The following is a 17,005-nucleotide window of genomic DNA, read 5'->3' on the forward strand; positions in this document are numbered from 1 at the left end:
CGGATCCACCGGCTTGAACAAAAAGTCCACCGCACCCGACTCGTAGCCACGAAACACTCGGTTGGTATCGCCCGTGCCCGCGGTCAGAAAAATGATCGGAATATATTTGGAGCGCTCGGCGCCGCGCATGTATTCGGCCAGCTCGAAGCCGTCCATCTCCGGCATCTGTACGTCGACGAAAGCCAGCGCGAACTCCTTCTGCAGCACCAGCTCCAACGCCTCGGTGCCCGAGCGCGCGGTCACGATGTCCGCATCGTCGCGACGGAGCAGCGCTTCGAGCGCCACCAGATTCTCGTCGACGTCGTCCACCAACAGAATGCGCGAGCGCTCGGTCATGACGAGCTCCGGCTCAGCAGTTTCGTCAGTCCAAAAGCTATGTCGTTGGGCGGCCATACGTAGGTGGGTTCGAACAAGGCGATGGCCGCCGCCGGCATGATGGCGACCTCCGCGGAAAGCGGCGATTGCACGATGGTCATGCCTCCGGCCGCGTGGATTTCCTGCAAACCGGCAGCACCGTCTTCGCTGGCGCCGCTGAGCAAAATACCGATGAGCTTGGCGCCGTAAACATCGCTAGCGGTTTCGAACAACACGTCGATGGCTGGGCGCGAGAAATGCACCGGCGGATCGGCCGAGAGCGCAAACGCGCCGTGCGATTCGATCAACAAGTGATAACTCGGCGGCGCGATATAGATGGTGCCAGCGCTGATGGGCTCTTTGTCCTCGGCCTGTTTCACAGTGAGCGTGGTGTCCGCGCCCAATAGATCGGCCAGGCCGCTGGAATGCGCCGGCAGATGAATGACGATGACTACGGGACACATCAACGTCCCCGGCAGCGCGCGCACGATGGGCCGGAGCACCTCGAGCGCGCCCGCCGAACCACCGATGACCACTGCCAGCGGCGTCATCATCAATCCACCCTCCGGTAGATCCTTTGTTCGGCACTGAGTTCGGCAAAGTTCTGCGCATAGGCCGAGAAGCGCACCGACTCCTTGGTGCCCAGACACAGAAAGCCGCGCCGACACAACGAATCGTGGAACAGGCCCAGCGCGCGATCCTGCAACGTACGATCGAAGTAGATCAGCACATTGCGACACGACACCAGTTGAACTTCGGAAAAAATACTGTCGGTAGCGAGGCTGTGATCGGCGAAAGTGATGTGCTCTTTCAACGTCGGTGCCATCACGGCGCTGTCATGCGCGGCATGATAGTAGTCGGATAACGAGCTATGCCCACCGGCGGCGCGATGATTCAACGTGAACTGCCGCATTCGATCCAGCGAGTACACGCCCTTCTGCGCCTTGCGCAGACTCTCGTCGTTGATATCGGTGGCGTAGATGCGAGTGCGTTCCAGCAGCCCTTCTTCGGCCAGCAAGATAGCCAAGGAGTAGGCTTCCTCGCCGGTACTGCAGCCGGCCACCCAGAGCTTCAATGACGGATAGGTGGCGAGCAGCGGCACCACGTTCTGCCGCAGCGACAGGAAGAACTCAGGATCTCGAAACAGATCGCTGACCTGCACCGTGAGATATTCGAGCAGGCGCGGGAATACCTTCTCGTCATTGGTCATCAGTTGTTGTAACTGAGCCAGACTGGAGCACTGAAAATGACTCAGCGCTTGTAGCAGCCGCCGTTTCAGCGAAGCCGCGGCGTATTGGCGGAAGTCATAGTGATAACGCTGGTACACAGTCTCCAGCAGCTGGGCAATCTCGGCTTCTGAGATTGCCTGCCTCAACGGGGCGCTCCCCGCCGCACCGGCATCCAGATCCGCAACAGCGACAACAGTTTTTCGATGTCGATGGGCTTGGTGATGTAATCGTTGGCGCCGGCCTGCAAACACTTCTGGCGGTCATCCGGCATGGCCTTGGCGGTGAGCGCGATGATGGGCAGATTGGCCCAGCGACGCTCGGCCCGAATCGCACGCATGGCCTCGAAGCCGTCCATCTCCGGCATCATGATGTCCATCAACACCAGCTCGATCTCAGAATTTCGCTGCAGTGTCTCGAGCGCCTCGCGTCCATTACGTGCAATTTCCAGAATCGCGCCGTGCGGTTCCAGCACTCGCGTGATCGCAAACACGTTGCGCACATCATCCTCGACCAACAGGATGCGACGCTTCTCGAACACCGCTTCACGACTGCGAGCTACGCGCAACATGCGCTGCTGCTCAGCCGGCAACGACGCTTCCACCCGATGCAGGAACAGCGTCACCTCATCCAACAAGCGTTCCGGCGAGCGCGTGCCCTTGATGATGATGGACTTGGAATAGCGGCGCAGCTGCTGTTCTTCGTCGGCCGACAACGAGCGGCCGGTGTAAACGATCACAGGCGGGAACGAGTAGGCCTCGTTGTTGGCCATCTGTTCCAGCAACTCATAGCCCGACGCGTCGGGCAGCGCCAGATCGAGCACCATGCAATCGAACGTCGCGGTGCGCAGCTGTTCCAAAGCTGCGGCGGCCGAAGCGACTGCCACCGTCTTGACCTGCTCGGACTGCAATAGGCGTTCGACGCCGTCACGCTGCATGGCGTTGTCTTCGACGATCAACACCGCACGCGTGGCATCGGCCGCTTTGTGAGCCAGCTTGGTGAGCGAGTTCAGCAACTGCTCGCGCTCCACCGGCTTCATCAACACATTGGCGGCGCCCATCTCCAACGCCACATGGGTGTAGTCGTGGCCGGAAATCACTTGCACCGGAATGTGTCGCGTCGCCGGATCGTGCTTGAGCCGGTCGAGCACCGTCAAGCCGGTGTGATCCGGCAGCCGGATGTCGAGCACGATGGCGGTCGGCCGCAGCTTGAGCGCAAGCTCGATGCCTTCGTCGGCCGTGCTCGCAATCACGCATTCGAATTGCAGCCCCGCCGCCAGCGTCGCAATGGTTTGCGCGAACGATTGGTCATCCTCGACGATGAGCAGGACGCGCCCACCGTCAGCCGTCGTCGGCGCAGACCCAAACGTTCGCTCTGCAGCTGCGTGCTGTCGAGTACGAATGGGCACCGGCGCCGACGCAACCAGCCGCTCTTCTTTTTCAGGCTGTGCCGGCAATGCCGTTGGCAGGATCAGCGTGAACGTGCTGCCCACGCCCGGCTGACTCTGCAACTCGATGTGACCACCGAGCATCGCGGCCAACTGACGAGAAATGGACAACCCCAGCCCGGTGCCGCCGAAGCGCCGGTTGGTGGTGCCGTCCGCCTGCCGGAACGGCTCGAAAATGATTTCCTGCTTGTCCGGCGAAATGCCGATGCCGGTATCCTCGACCGAGAACGCAATGTCGCCCGTGTCCGCACGCACGAACACCTTCAACGTCACTTTGCCCTGGACGGTGAACTTCAGCGCGTTCGACAGCAGATTGCGCAAGACCTGGCGCAGCCGCTGCGAGTCCGTTTCGATCTCCGCCGGCGCATTCGGCGCCAGCGACATTTCCAACGTCACGTGCTTCTGAGTCGAGATGGGCCGGAAGGTTTGCGCCATGTTGTCGAGCAGCGCCGGCAAGCCGATGCGCTCGCGCTTCAAATCGATCTGACGCGCTTCGATCTTGGACAGATCCAGGATGTCGTTGATCAGCTCCAGCAAATCATTGCCGGCTGAATAAATGTTCCGAGCGAACTTGATCTGCTCGTCGCTGAGATTGCCTTGGCTGTTGTCGGCGAGCAGTTTGGCCAGAATCAGCGAGCTGTTGAGCGGGGTACGCAGTTCATGCGACATGTTGGCCAGGAACTCGGACTTGAACTGATTGGAGCGTTCCAACTCAGCCGCTTTGGTCAATAGCTCGCGTCGCGCCGAATCCAGATTGTCATTCTGATGCGACAGCATTTGCATGTGCTCTTCGAGCTGCACATTGCTCTGCTCCAACTCCGCCTGCTGCGCTTCCAGACGCACCTGACTGTCGCGGAGCAGGTTGCTCTGCTGTTCGAGCTCTTCATTGCTGACCCGTAGCTCTTCCTGTTGAGTCTGCAGTTCTTCGGCCTGCCGCTGGGTCGCCCGCAATAACTCTTCGCGCTCGCTGCGCATCCGAGCGGTGCGAATCGCCATGCCCATGGGCTCGCTCAACAATTCCAGCAATTCCAGATCGGCGCGGCCGATGGCCTCGATGAAGCCCAGCTCCAGCGCGCCAACCGAGACGCCGTCCACGATCACGGGGCTGACGATCAAGGTCTTGGGCCGAATGCTGCCCAGTGCGCCGGTGATCTCCAGTTCGCCGGCCGGAATGGAGCGCAAATGAATGGTCTTGCGATCTTTCAACGCCTGACCGACCAACCCTTCGTGGGTCGCAATGTTGACGCGTGCCGGATGCTCAGCCGGCAGTGCATAGCCGCCGATGCAAACCGCACCGCTAGCATCCTGCCGGGCGTACAGAGCACCGACGTTCGCACCCAGATACTCACTCATGAACGTGACGATGCGTTCGCCAACATCGCTCAACGACAGTTCGCCGAGTACCCGCTGCGATAACGTCGATTGCGCCGTACGAATCCAGTCCTGCTTACGCAGCGACGCCCGAGTGGTAATGGCCAGGCGCGTCTGAAATGCGAATGCCCAGATCACGACGGTGACGAAGCTGCGATTGAGCTGCGCCACCCAGACGGTGCCGCCCGCCGGAGAAAAAAAGTAATCGATGACGATCAGCACCGTGGAGATTCCCGCCACTGCCAGTGGCGCGCCCGGGCGCGTCAGGAATATGCAGGCCCCGAGCGGGATGAGATAGAACAACCAGGTGGCCACGCCGATCCGGGTCTGTAAGTCGACCACGAAAATGGCGAGCAAGCTCGCGGCGATGAATACATACCAACCGTCGTGCGTCTCTTTTTCGAAACGTTTTCGCATGTCGCTGCTGGAATTCCCAAGCCATGCCGCGACGTCAGAGCAGCTGGCCGCAGCTTAATAATTGGCATGACGCGGAAAACGAGCGAGCGGCGTAAAGGTTCCCACCGTCGCACAATTTTCGTGCGGCCCGAAAGCCTCACCGGGGTCGAGCAGAAATTCAGCTTGCGCCGCCGTCAGGCATGCTACTGTATATAACCACATACCCGCCGTGTCCCTATGTCGACCGGTAAATCTCCGACAGCAGCGCCAGCACCGCCGCCTGTCAAAGCTTCCGCTGCCGGCATGTCGGTGGCGGTACGAGTGTTGTGTCAGTTCACTGCCAAGCGTGGCGATCTGGACCTGCGCTTCACTCCTGCACCCAGCGCTCGCGAAGGCATTGCTGGACACATCGTCGTCGCCAATCGTCGCGGGCGAGACTATGAAGTCGAAGTGCCGTTGGATGGCATCTTCGAAGGTCTTTACGTGCGCGGTCGTGCCGACGGCTACGACAGCAAGGAACGCCGGCTCGATGAATGCAAAACCTATCGCGGCGATCTGGCTCGCATGCCGGAAAATCACCGCGCTCTGCATTGGGCACAGGCCAAGATGTACGCCGCGATGCTGTGCCAGCGACAGCGGTTGCCGAAAATTCGGGTCGCGCTGGTGTACTACGACGTGGATACCGAGCACGAGACCGTGCTGGCGGAAGACTATCGCGCCGATGTGTTGCAAACCTTTTTCGAGGAACACTGCGCTTGCTATGCCATTTGGGGCCGCGCCGAATGGGAACATCGGCAAGCTCGCGACCGCGCGCTCCAAGCGTTGAACTTTCCGTTCGAGTTTTATCCGTCGCAGCGCCAGCTCGCCGAAGCGGTGTATCGCGCCGCTGCCACTAGCGAGCATTTGCTCGCGCAGGCACCGACCGGCGTCGGCAAGACCATCGGCACGCTGTTCCCCATGCTCAAGGCCATGGGGGCACAAAAGATCGATCGCATATTTTATCTCACCGCCAAGACCACAGGCCGTCAGTTGGCGCTGGATGGATTACGAGCGCTGACACCGCCCGATTTGAAGTTGCGCGTGCTGGAAATCGTAGCGCGCGAGAAGGTTTGTAAATATCCGGACTCGGCCTGTCATGGCGAGTCGTGTCCGCTCGCCAAGAAATTCTATGACCGGATGCCGGCCGCACGAGCTGACGCACTCAACCGCGGCACCATGACGCAAGCCGTGGTCAACAGCGTCGCCACGGAGCACTACGTCTGCCCGTACTTTCTATCGCAGGAACTGGCGCGCTGGAGCGACGTGATCGTCGCCGACTACAACTACTACTTCGATCAAAGCGCCTTCCTGTACGGACTGGCGCAGGAGCAAGGCTGGCGCGTAGGCGTACTGGTCGACGAAGCGCATAACCTGATCGAACGTGCCCGCCGGATGTATTCGGCTACTCTCGACGCCGAGAGCCTGCGACGAGCCAAGAAAGAAGCGCCACCTATGCTTCGCGGCGCCGTCGAGCGACTGAACAACGAGTTCCAACGCGTTGCCGGCGCCCAGAAGGTGCCGTATCAGGTTTATCACATCGCACCGAAGTCGCTGCTCAAGGCGCTGGACACTTACATCACCCAGCACAGTGCGCTGACCGATCAGGCGTTGCTGATGCCCGAGCCGGTGCAGCGATTGTTCTTTGACGCCTTGGCCTTCTCCGGTCTCGCCGAGGAGTTCGCCGAACATTCGTTGTTCGACATCGCCCATCCCGAATACGCCACGTTCACCCTTCGCAACGTCGTGCCCGGCCCGTTCTTGAAACTACGCTTCGCTCACACCAACAGCGTGGTGCTGTTTTCGGCCACACTCACGCCCCGGGATTTTTATCTCGACTTGCTGGGCTTGCCGGAGACGACGCGTTGGCTGGATGTGGACTCGCCGTTCTCGGCGGATCAGCTCAACGTGCAACTGGTGCGTCACATTTCGACGCGCTTCAGGCATCGTGACGATTCCATCGCGCCCATGGTGGAGCTGATCGTCCGGCAGTTCGAACGCCTTCCTGGCAACTATCTGGTGTTCGCCAGCAGCTTCGACTACCTGGCGCGCATCGCCGAACAGTTGGACAAGGTCGCTCCGCACATTCCCAATCGACTGCAATGTCGCAACATGTCGGAGCTGGAGCGCAAACAATTTCTCGACGGCTTCCAACCCGACGGGCGCAGTATTGCGCTGGCCGTACTGGGTGGCGCCTTCGGCGAAGGCATCGATCTGCCGGGGGAACGAATGATCGGCGCGTTCATCGCCACTCTCGGCCTGCCGCAGCTCAACGACGTGAGTGAGCAAATGCGCTTACGCATGGACGAGCTGTTCGAAGCCGGCTATGCCTACACTTATCTATACCCCGGGCTACAGAAAGTGATTCAGGCTGCCGGCCGCGTAATCCGTACGCGCAACGATCGCGGCGTGGTGTACTTGATCGACGATCGTTTTGCCCGGCGCGAGGTCAAAGAGCTGTTACCCAAGTGGTGGCAATTGCAAATATTGCCCAACCCCAAACCCTGAGAGCCCCATCCTGAGAGACGCATTGAGAGAGCCTATGCAATTGCAATCCGCTTATCCGGTCATCGTCACCGCAGCCCTCGGCGAGTGTCGCGATTTCTATGTCCGCCACTTCGGCTTCGAAGTGATTTTCGAATCCAGCTGGTTCATTTATCTGGCCTCCACCGCCAATCCGGTGCTGGCCGTGGCCTTCATGACCCCTGACCATCCGTCGTCGCCGCCCGGGCCGGAACGATTCAACGGCCAAGGGATGTTTTTCACGTTACAGGTGAGCGATGCGGCGGCGGAGTTCGAAAAGGTGCGTCAGTCCGGCGGACGCTTCTCGTATGAACTGCGCGATGAGCCGTGGGGCCAGCGACGCTTCGGGCTGATCGATCCGTCCGGAACCCTGGTCGACGTGGTTCAGCAGATCGACCCGGCCGCAGGCTTCTGGGATCAGTATATGAATGCCTAGGCGAGGTCCGCGACGATGCGGCCCAACTCAGCGACCGCATCGTCCACTTGCGCCGTCCACGGGTGGCCGTAGTTCAAACGCAGGCAATTGCGGAACTGCCGGCGAGCCGAGAACATCGGGCCGGGCGCGATACTGATGTGAGCATCGATGGCGCGCCGATGTACTTCGAGCGCGTCGACTTTCTCTGGCAACTCGATCCATAGAAAGTAGCCGCCTTCCGGTGTCGCAACCCGGAAGCCCGCCGGGAAGTGCTGCTTGAGAGACGCAAGCGCCGCCCCCTGCTGCAACTTCAGCGCCTGACGCAGCTTGTCCAAATGCCGGTCGTAACCTTCGTTACGTAGCATCTGCGCGATGCCGTTCTGAATCGGCACGCTGGTCGCTAGCGAAGTCGTGACCTTGCGTCGTTGTACGGCCGCGGCGAAACGCCCCGCCGCCGCCCAACCCAATCGATAACCCGGCGCCAGACACTTGGAGAACGAACCGCAGTTCAGCACCAACCCTTTGCGATCGAACGCCTTCGCCGGCTTGGGCCGATGCTCGCCGAAGTGCAGCTCGGCGTAGACGTCATCTTCGATCAAAGGAATCTCGTGCTCGGCCAATAGCTTCACCAGATCGCGCTTCTTTTCTTCGGGTAACGAAGCGCCGAGCGGATTCTGGAACGTGGTCATGAACCAGCAGGCGCGGATGTTGTGTTTGGCGATGGCTTGCTCGAGTGCGCCCAGATCGATGCCTTCGCGAGGATGCGTCGGGATCTCCACCGCCCGCAGCCCCCACATCTCGATGGCTTGCAAGCTGGCGTAGAACGCCGGTGCTTCGATGGCAATCGTGTCGCCGGGGTTGGTGACGGTTTGCAAACACAGATTCAGCGCTTCGAGCGCGCCGGAGGTGATGACTATTTCGTCGGCCGGCACTCGCGAGCCGAACTGCAAATAGCGTCGCGCGATCTGCCGTCTCAGCTCGGCACTACCCGGCGGCAGGCTTTCCATGGTGCTCCATGGATCCATGCTTCTGGCGCTGCTGCCAAGGTGTCGTGCGAGCTTGGCCCAGGGAAATAGCGTGGGACTTGGAAATGCCGAACCCAGCGGCACCACGTCGCGATCTCGCGATGCTTCGAGAATGTCGAACACCAGATCGCTGACATCCACCTGCGTGGAGCGCGTCGATGGGCGCGATGCCCGCGGCTCGCTCGGTGCTTGCTGCCAACGATTGCTGACGAAGTAGCCGGAGCGATGGCGGCTTTCCACCAAGCCGCTGGCTTCCAGAACGTCGTAAGCGCGCATCGCCGTTGCAGGACTGACGCCCCGCTCGCGACACAGCTCACGCACCGAAGGAATTCGCTCGCCGGCCTGTAGCGTGCCCTGTCTGATCAGCGAGGAAAGATCGGCGGCCAGCTCCTGGTATAGCTTCATGCGCCCGTCATTGATGAGGTTGCAGCAGGCCTAAGTACCAGCCAATCATCAGGAACGCAAACAACGCCACCGACAAGCCGACACGAATGCTCAGGGCGCGCACCATGCGCTTGTTGTCGGTGGGCCCGCCAGTCATGGTGAACAAGGCATGCGCCAGGCTGATGACGATGCCGATCAGGGTCAGAACGATAAGACCTTTCATGCTTGCTCCAACGAACTCGATGACGCCAGGGCCGCTTTGGCCGCGGCCCGCTGTGCTTCCTCAGCGGCTTCTTTCCGAATGGTAAACACCAAGGTGCCGAAGGCGACCGCAATCAGGGTCATCAACGCCACCATCAGGAACACCAGGCCGCCGGCCAATCGATGCGCTTCGTAAATCGCGCCCACCACACCGATGGGGGTGGTGATCAGCAGCATTGGTTTGGCAATCCTCATGGCGTTTGGCTCCTTGGTACGGGAGCCATGGTAGGGGAGCAGCTGTGCTGCATAACAGATGCAGATCAGGATAAAAAAAGTGGCACAGACCGGGCTACGGCGCGCGGGCCGAGATTATGCCCATCCGGTAAGCCGCGCTCACCGCCTCGGCCCGAGTGGAGACGTCGAGCTTGGTAAAGATCGCCGCCAGATGATGGTCGACGGTGCGCGAGGAGCGATGCAATCGCTGGCCGATTTCCTTATTACGCAGGCCTTGCGACAACAACCCGAGCACCTCCACCTCCTTGGTGGTCAGCCCCGCCAAATTACTCTGGGTGCTATCTCGCGGCCCTCGCTGCAGCCCGCGAACGCCAGCGGAGCGCAGCTTGTACCGCATGCGTTCGATCATGGGCCGGGCGCCAAAGGTTTCGAACATGGTCAGCGCCTCGCGTTGCGCGGCCTCGTCGCCTTCCATCGAAGCCCGAGCCGCCTCGAAAGGACAATTCAACGCACGCCAAATCCCCGCCGCCTCCTGCCACCGTCCGGAAATCTCCATCGCAAACGGCTGCTGAGCACAGAACTCCGGGATGCCGCCAGGCAAAGAACCGTCGCCCTGCCAACACCAGAACAACAACTCCGACGCAAACCAAGGATGTCGTTTACGAACGGCGAGCTCGACACCGGCGGCAGCCTCGCTCGCCGCCTCAGCAGTTCGACCTTCGAACCATGCAGCCTCGGCTCGCGCCGTCTGCATCAAAGCGACTCGTTGCAACGTGCCGGTATTCCCAGCCAGTTCTTGAGCTTCATGAAGCGCTTCCCAAACTGCCGGATCGCCACGACGGGCTCGCACGCGACCCAACGCGATCAACGCCGTGATGCGAGCAATCACCGGCGACCGGCTCTCTGCCAACACCACATGAGCAGCACCGGATGCCTCCGTCCAGCGCCCGCGGTACATCCACACCAACGCTTGCCAAGACAGCTGATACAAGCGCGCGAAGTCGATATCGCGCTCGTTACAAAACTCGATGCCCCGGCGCAAATAGTTGTCGGCCAGATCGAACCGATAAACCTCGCCGCACGCCGAGCCCAAATTCACGTAAGCGCTGGCAACCCCAGAATCCGAACGTAGCTCTTCCGCCAACGCACGACTGCGCTCCAACTGCTCGCACCCCTCGGCAACGCGCCCTTCCAGAATCAAAGACGAGCCAATGGTATTCAGACAATGAACGATGGACTCCTGGTCGCCCAACAGCTCCGCGGCCGCCTTGGCCAATTCCCCTTCTTGAATGGCCTGATCGACATCGCGATCCAACATTCGTAAATGAGCCGCCCAGCGCCTGACGACGACAGCAGCAGCTCCGGTCGCATCGTTCTCGACCAGCGCCAGCGCTGAACGCATGGTCGCCTCGCTTTCAGCATTTCGACCTGACACCACCAGCGCGTGAGCCAACCTCGCCAGCGAAATCGCCTGCCTACTACGCTCGCCAAGCCCTTGCCACAACGTCACAGCGTTCTGCCGCGCCTCGATGGCATCAGGCACCAGACCGCCGAGCTGACACTCAGACGCGTAGTCATCGAGCAAGGCAGCTCGCTGTACCGTCGGCGCGGAAACAAAGCGAAGTGCCCGAGCGAATTGCTGAGCCGCTTGACGATGAGCCCCTTTCGCCGCGGCCTCTCGAGCGGCTGCCGGTGCAAGCTCCAACACAGCCTCAGCAAGTGCCGCCCCTTCTGCGTGATGCGCCAGTCGCGCGAGATCTGCACTCGCCCGCATTTGCAGCGCTTGTAACACCATACGATGCAGACTCATGGCGTGTGTCGGCGTCAACGCATCGAGCACAGCTTCGCGAGCCAGCTCGTGACGAAACATAAAGACGCCGTTCTGCGCACACAGCACACCGGAGGCCAGGCATTCATCGATGGAGCCACTCTCGGCCGCCGTCAACTCTTGTAACAACCAAGGTTCGATGCGTGGCCCCGCGACGGCGGCCGCATCGAGAATGGCACGAGCAGACGGTCGCAACCGAGCTGCACGGGCAAGCACCGCATCTCGCACAGTGGCCGGCATGCCGACACCGCCCGCTGCGACGACTTCAGTGACAAAGAACGGATTGCCGCCGGTTTTTCGATGCAACTCGGCCGCATCGATGTCGCGATCTTCGATGAGTTCTTGAATGGCCGCCACTGACAACAGCTGCGGAGACAGTCGTTTCGCGCCGCTGGTGGCGAGATCGCCGAGCACCAGTCGTAACGCATGTGACGGCCCGACTTCATCGCTACGAAAACTCGCCACCAGCAGCGCATGAGTGCGCCCGATGCGACGACCGGCATAGCGCAGGAAGTCGAGCGTGGCTTCGTCGGCCCAATGCAAATCTTCCAACACGATCAGCGTCGGCGGTCGAGTGACTTCCGCAAGAAAGCTGCTGAAGATACGCAGCCGGTCGCCATCGCCGTACAAGGCCGTCTGCAATTCGCCTTGCAGCTGAGCAGCGATATCGAACAGCGGACCGAGTGGCCGCGGTGTATGCAATGGATCGCACGCACCCCAGTAAACAGGGAGGTGCGCACGCTGCGCGTCGGCGAAGGTTCGTAACAGCGACGTTTTGCCGATGCCGGCCTCGCCTTCCAAAAACAACAGGGCGCCCTGGCCCGCGGCGGCAGTTCGCAGCAGTGCCTGTAGCGATGTCAGCAGCTCATCCCGCTCCAGCAGCTTCATTGCCCGGGCCCCGCCACGACGCAGTCATCCTCTAGTCGCCGCCGGCATCATAGCGCGCCCGCCGGATCGCGAGCGCGCCGCCCGAGTCGTTTGCTGACGAATAATCTGGAGCAGAAAATCAGTACAGAAAATAAGGATCCAGCACCCTGACTTCAGTGATGCGGTCCACCGGCAAGCCGTTGCGGCCGGCCACCGAGCGAATCGCCTCGGGCGAGGGACCGTCATAGATGCAGTAGGTCTTTTTTCGATCCGGCGTCACATAGGAATGGATCCAGGTCACGCCTTCCTGGGTGTTGTTGGACACTACCGACGTGACGGCCTTGGCACCTTCCGCATTGGTCGGCAAACCCAAACCGTCGGGAAAGGTGCGTTCGATCAGATAGCGCGGCATCGGCATCTCCTCACCATGTAAAAGGGAATGCCAAGATACGAAGCCGCCCCTGCGGACAATACGGTTGGATTGCCTATTTTGGGCGACCCCGGCCAGAATCAGGATGGACTCGCCAGGGGCAGCTCATGGCCATACAGCTCAATCACACCATCGTGCCCGCCCGGGATGCGCAGGCGGCAGCGACCTTTCTAACCGAGATCCTCGGGCTGAGTGCGCCGGTGCGCTTTGGGCCGTTCTGGACGGTCACGCTGGCTAACGGCGTGACGCTCGACTATCAGGACTCGAACGAGGCCATGCCCATCGAGCATTACGCGTTTCTGGTGAGCGAGGCCGAGTTCGACGCCATCTTCGCGCGCATCAAACAGCGTTCCTTGGAATATTGGGCTGACCCGTTTCACTCGCGCCCGTCACAGATCAATCGTAACGACGGTGGCCGGGGCCTGTATTGGAACGACCCGAGCGGCCACTACTTGGAAATCATCACGCGGCCCTATGGCAGCGGTTCATGACACCGGCTTGCTCATCTGCAGTTTGGCGAAGTGACCGCCGAGCAGCGCGGCGGGCAAGGTCAGCAGCAGGCCGACGACTTTGAACCAGGTGGGCAGATCGCCCGAGCCGATGGTGCTGATCAACAGCCCGAGCACGCCGAACGCCAGCGCATTGAAGTAAGGCATGTTGCGCGCCAGTCGCGCCGCCAGATAACCGCCCAGCACCGTGGACGCCGTCCCGAGAATCAAACCGAAAGTCAGGTAGCGCACGTCCTGCAGCAGCACTTGATAGGCACTGCGGATTTGTTCATCGGTCAAGCCCGAATCGAAGCTCGGGCCGCCGAACATCTGAGTCAGCACCATGCCGCTCAGAATATCGACGCCGAGCACGGCCAGACTGGCGAGGATGACGGCGCGGATGCTGATGCTTGGCATGAGCCAAGGGTAGGAGCATGCGGGCGCTTTGACCAGCCCGATCATGTTCCTGCACCGACCTTCATTGGGATGGGCCGGTCGCCAGAGTGAAGCCTTCGTCCAGCCAACCGGTGATGCCGCCGATCATCAACTTCACGGGGCGGCCGAGGCGCGCCAATCGAATGGCGCCGCGGTGCGCACCGTTGCAGTGAGGGCCGGCACAATAAACGACGAACACGGTGTCAGCCGGATAGTTGCGCAACGTTCCTTCGATGATTTTCCCATGCGGCAAGCTCACCGCACCTGGCACGTGACCCTTTTCATAAAGCGCATGATTGCGCACATCCAGCAACACGAAGTCTGTCTGGCCGCCGGACAGGGAATCGTGCACGTCCCAACAATCGGTTTCGAATTCCAGCGCGGACTCGAAATGTTTCAGGGCTCGCTCGCTGGCAGCGGGGGCGACGGCGGTAACGGCAGTTGTCATAAAGGCCTCCAGACTCGAGGAATGAGTCCATTGTGAGCATTTTCCGCCCGGACACCCACTGGCGCCGACGCCATAGATCGGTAACATCGCGCCATGAGCAGAAAAGCGCGCTCGCCGTCCCGACGGCGCCACCGTGTGGTGGCCCTGGCCTATGACGGCTTGTGTACGTTCGAATTCGGCTGCGTGGTCGAGCTGTTCGCACTGGACCGGCCGGAACTGGGGGTCGACTGGTATGACTTCTCGGTGTGTGCCGCTGAACGCGGCCCGCTGCGTGCTGCCGGCGGCATCGAAGTGCGCGTTCCAAATTCGCTGGCACTGCTCGATCAAGCCGACACCATCGTGATTCCGGGTTGGCGGAATGCAGACGAAGTGCCGCCAGCCGCCCTGCTCCGCCGAATTCGTACCGCCTACGAAAGAGGCGCCCGCCTTTGCACGATTTGCTCGGGAGTGTTCGTGTTGGCAGCGGCCGGCATTCTCGACGGCCGCACCGTAACCACACACTGGCGTTACGCCGAGCGCCTGAGCAAACGTTACCCGGGCGTCACGGTGGAACCCAACTCGTTGTATATCGATTCCGGCCAGGTACTCACCTCGGCCGGCTCGGCCGCCGGATTGGACATGTTGTTACATCTGGTGCGAACCGACTACGGTGCCAGGATCGCCAACCAAGTGGCGCAGCGCCTGGTCATTCCTCCACATCGCGAAGGCGGCCAAGCGCAGTATTTACCGCGCCCCATGCCTCAGGACGAACGCAATCGCTTGTCCAAACTCATCGATTGGGTACGAGCGCATCCAGCTCAGAGTCACACACTGCGAACGCTGGCACGCCGCGCCTCGATGAGCCCGCGCACCTTGCAACGACAGTTTCAAGAAACCGTGGGGTTCGGGCCGTATGAATGGCTGATTCGCGAGCGTGTGGCGCTGGCCAAGGACCTGCTTCAGGCCGGCCGCCATTCCTTGCCGCATGTCGCCGACGCAGTCGGCTTCAATTCGCAGGAAACATTCCGGCGACATTTCCGACGCGTCGCCGGCACCAGCCCAGCAACGTATCGCCGTCAGTTCGCGAGCAGCTGAAGCGTCGTTGCATGTCACCGCCCAGCAAGCTGCTGCTCGTCCTGAGCTTCGTCGGTTTCATCGCACTCGGCCTGCCGGATGCAGTGATCGGTGTGGCGTGGCCAGCGATACGAACTCACTTCGCTTTACCTCAAGATGCACTCGGCCCGCTGTTCATCACAGTCACGGTCGGCTCGGTGATGGCCAGCACGGCCACCGGCGTCATCTTGAGCCGTATGGGGATCGGCGACTTGTTGGCGCTGTCGTGCGCGCTCACCGCGATCAGTTTGTTCGGTTACTCCATCGCGCCGTCGTGGTTCGTCATGGTGGGCCTGGGACTGCTGACAGGCTTCGGTGCAGGCGCTATCGACGCAGCCATCAACACGCACGCCGCCACCCGATACTCAGCGCGACTCGTCAATGTGCTGCATGCGTTCTACGGCGTCGGCGCAGCCGCCGGCCCAGCCTTGATGACGGCCGTGCTCACATCAGGACGCGAGTGGCAGTTGGGTTATCGAATCATCGTCGCTGTCGAGATCGTGCTCGCGGTCGCATTCGTGCTGTCGCGTGCACAGTGGCCGCCGCCAGTCGTCGCGCACGAAGAACATCATCGCCCTGCCAAGCTGCTGGAGACTCTGCGGCTCGGCAAAGTTCAGCTATCGCTAGTGGTGTTCTTTATCTACACCGGATGCGAGGCGGCCGCGGGCGCATGGGTGTTCTCGTTGCTGTACGAGGCACGCGACATCGCCATGGCATCGGCCGGCACGGCGGTGACTTTGTATTGGGGTGGATTGTTTGCGAGTCGGTTGGGCTATGCGTTCTTGCCCAGGGGTGTGAGCCCGGATGCCGTCATCAAGCTGTGCATCATCGTCGCACTGGTCGGTGTCATCGTGCTGGCATCGAGCCTGCATCCGCTGGTCGACGCCACAGCCATTGCACTGGTGGGCTTCGCGTCGGGCCCGATCTTCCCTTCGTTGATTGCGACCACACCAGCCAGGGTGGGACCGAAACACACTGCGAATACCGTCGGCTTGCAGGTGTCGATCGCAGCGGTTGGCCTGGCATCCATCCCCGCACTCAGCGGCCTGATTGCCCAACACTGGGGACTGGAACTGATCCCAGTTTTCTTGACGGTGTGCTGGTCGGTTCTGCTGGCGGCGTATCTTGGCTTACGCCGCTTCGATCTAGCGCCTGCGCTATAGATCCAACACCAGTCGCGGCGTTTTGGCACGCGAACAGCACGGCGTCATCTGATCGTTCTGGTCGCGTTCCTGGTCGGTCAGGAACGAATCGCGATGCTCCGGTACGCCAGAGATCACGCGCGTCAGACAGGTCCCGCACACGCCTTGATCGCAAGAGGTCGGGATTTCGATACCGGCATTCAATAGCACTTCGACGATGGCCTTGTCGGCAGGAATCACGAACACCTCGCCGCTGCTCGCCAACTCCACTTCGAACTGGCCGGCAGGTGTTTCGGCTTGCGGTGCCGGTGCGAAGTATTCGCGATGCGTTTGCTCATCGGGCCAGCCCTGCGCTTTGGCGCTGTCCAGCACGTACTTCATGAAGCCGCTCGGGCCGCAGACATAGACATGCGTGCCCGGCTCCGGCTTGCTCAGCACCTTGGTGGCGTCAAAGCGTTGCTCGACCGCGCCGTCATCGAAATGCACATGAACGCGACTAGCAAACGGCGACTGTTGAATACGCGACAGGAAGGCGGCGCGCGTTTGCGATCGCGTGCAGTAGTGCATCTCAAAGTCCAGCCCGCGCTTGGATAAGTACTCGGCCATGCTCATCAGCGGCGTCACGCCGATGCCGCCGGCTAACAGCACGTGCCGGTCAGCGTT

17 protein-coding genes are annotated in these 17,005 nt (G+C 61.1%); 5 read left to right on the forward strand and 12 right to left on the reverse strand.

The genetic code is table 11. From position 1 onward, the window contains the following. The 4 genes from JNL55_RS14320 to JNL55_RS14335 form a co-directional block, all read right to left on the reverse strand. The coding region (locus JNL55_RS14320) for a two-component system response regulator (RefSeq protein WP_293854304.1) at positions 1-336 on the reverse strand (336 nt) is incomplete at its 3' end. Beyond that, positions 333-908: a chemotaxis protein CheB gene (locus JNL55_RS14325; RefSeq protein ID WP_293854308.1), complete on the reverse strand. Its 576-nt coding sequence runs from the start codon at positions 906-908 to the stop codon at positions 333-335. The genes JNL55_RS14320 and JNL55_RS14325, both read right to left, overlap by 4 nt. Further along, positions 908-1,729: a CheR family methyltransferase gene (locus JNL55_RS14330; RefSeq protein ID WP_293854312.1), complete on the reverse strand. Its 822-nt coding sequence runs from the start codon at positions 1,727-1,729 to the stop codon at positions 908-910. Before JNL55_RS14330 ends, JNL55_RS14325 begins: the two co-directional genes overlap by 1 nt. Next, the gene (locus JNL55_RS14335; protein WP_293854317.1) at positions 1,726-4,815 is read right to left on the reverse strand and encodes a response regulator; all 3,090 of its coding nucleotides are present in this window, start codon (positions 4,813-4,815) and stop codon (positions 1,726-1,728) included. The genes JNL55_RS14330 and JNL55_RS14335 overlap by 4 nt, the downstream gene beginning before the upstream one ends. Positions 4,816-5,097: 282 nt before the next feature. Between JNL55_RS14335 and JNL55_RS14340 the strand changes: the two genes are divergently transcribed. Together JNL55_RS14340 and JNL55_RS14345 are read left to right on the forward strand one after the other, a co-directional pair. Next, the gene (locus JNL55_RS14340; RefSeq protein ID WP_415923077.1) at positions 5,098-7,338 is read left to right on the forward strand and encodes an ATP-dependent DNA helicase; all 2,241 of its coding nucleotides are present in this window, start codon (positions 5,098-5,100) and stop codon (positions 7,336-7,338) included. 34 nt (positions 7,339-7,372) lie between these two features. Continuing rightward, positions 7,373-7,789 carry a VOC family protein gene (locus JNL55_RS14345; protein ID WP_293854325.1) on the forward strand — a complete coding sequence of 139 codons (417 nt, stop codon included), beginning with the start codon at positions 7,373-7,375 and terminating at the stop codon, positions 7,787-7,789. Here JNL55_RS14345 and JNL55_RS14350 read toward each other — a convergent pair. From JNL55_RS14350 to JNL55_RS14370, 5 genes are all read right to left on the reverse strand, one after another. After that, the gene (locus JNL55_RS14350) at positions 7,786-9,198 is read right to left on the reverse strand and encodes a PLP-dependent aminotransferase family protein (RefSeq protein WP_293854328.1); all 1,413 of its coding nucleotides are present in this window, start codon (positions 9,196-9,198) and stop codon (positions 7,786-7,788) included. The two genes, JNL55_RS14345 and JNL55_RS14350, sit on opposite strands and share 4 nt — an antisense overlap. Positions 9,199-9,205: 7 nt before the next feature. Continuing rightward, positions 9,206-9,400, reverse strand: a complete 195-nt coding sequence (locus tag JNL55_RS14355; protein ID WP_293854333.1) for a twin transmembrane helix small protein — start codon at positions 9,398-9,400, stop codon at positions 9,206-9,208. Next, positions 9,397-9,633, reverse strand: a complete 237-nt coding sequence (locus JNL55_RS14360; RefSeq protein ID WP_293854337.1) for a hypothetical protein — start codon at positions 9,631-9,633, stop codon at positions 9,397-9,399. Before JNL55_RS14360 ends, JNL55_RS14355 begins: the two co-directional genes overlap by 4 nt. A 94-nt stretch (positions 9,634-9,727) precedes the next feature. Further along, a complete protein-coding gene (locus tag JNL55_RS14365; RefSeq protein ID WP_293854342.1) occupies positions 9,728-12,328 on the reverse strand; it encodes an AAA family ATPase in 2,601 nt (866 codons plus the stop codon). Between the two features lie 118 nt (positions 12,329-12,446). Then, positions 12,447-12,719, reverse strand: coding sequence for a DUF4242 domain-containing protein (locus JNL55_RS14370; RefSeq protein WP_293854345.1), 273 nt, complete (start codon positions 12,717-12,719; stop codon positions 12,447-12,449). 125 nt (positions 12,720-12,844) lie between these two features. Between JNL55_RS14370 and JNL55_RS14375 the strand changes: the two genes are divergently transcribed. Further along, positions 12,845-13,228: a VOC family protein gene (locus JNL55_RS14375; protein WP_293854350.1), complete on the forward strand. Its 384-nt coding sequence runs from the start codon at positions 12,845-12,847 to the stop codon at positions 13,226-13,228. Here the strand turns inward: JNL55_RS14375 and JNL55_RS14380 are convergent. Together JNL55_RS14380 and JNL55_RS14385 are read right to left on the reverse strand one after the other, a co-directional pair. Further along, on the reverse strand, positions 13,223-13,642 hold the full coding sequence (locus JNL55_RS14380; RefSeq protein WP_293854353.1) for a hypothetical protein: 420 nt from the start codon (positions 13,640-13,642) through the stop codon (positions 13,223-13,225). The genes JNL55_RS14375 and JNL55_RS14380 overlap by 6 nt on opposite strands. A gap of 61 nt (positions 13,643-13,703) precedes the next feature. Further along, entirely contained in the window at positions 13,704-14,108 is a 405-nt protein-coding gene (locus JNL55_RS14385) for a rhodanese-like domain-containing protein (protein WP_293854356.1), read from the reverse strand. A gap of 93 nt (positions 14,109-14,201) precedes the next feature. Here JNL55_RS14385 and ftrA point away from each other — a divergent pair, with 93 nt between their 5' ends. Both ftrA and JNL55_RS14395 read left to right on the forward strand, forming a co-directional pair. Continuing rightward, positions 14,202-15,182, forward strand: coding sequence for a transcriptional regulator FtrA (gene ftrA, locus JNL55_RS14390; protein WP_293854360.1), 981 nt, complete (start codon positions 14,202-14,204; stop codon positions 15,180-15,182). Between the two features lie 11 nt (positions 15,183-15,193). Continuing rightward, positions 15,194-16,363, forward strand: coding sequence for an MFS transporter (locus tag JNL55_RS14395; protein ID WP_293854363.1), 1,170 nt, complete (start codon positions 15,194-15,196; stop codon positions 16,361-16,363). On the opposite strand, the gene JNL55_RS14400 is transcribed toward JNL55_RS14395, so the two are convergent. After that, on the reverse strand, positions 16,358-17,005 hold a 648-nt coding region (locus tag JNL55_RS14400; RefSeq protein ID WP_293854367.1), incomplete at its 5' end, for a PDR/VanB family oxidoreductase. The two genes, JNL55_RS14395 and JNL55_RS14400, sit on opposite strands and share 6 nt — an antisense overlap.

It is taken from the genome of Steroidobacter sp. (assembly GCF_016790065.1).
GTDB lineage: Bacteria > Pseudomonadota > Gammaproteobacteria > Steroidobacterales > Steroidobacteraceae > Steroidobacter.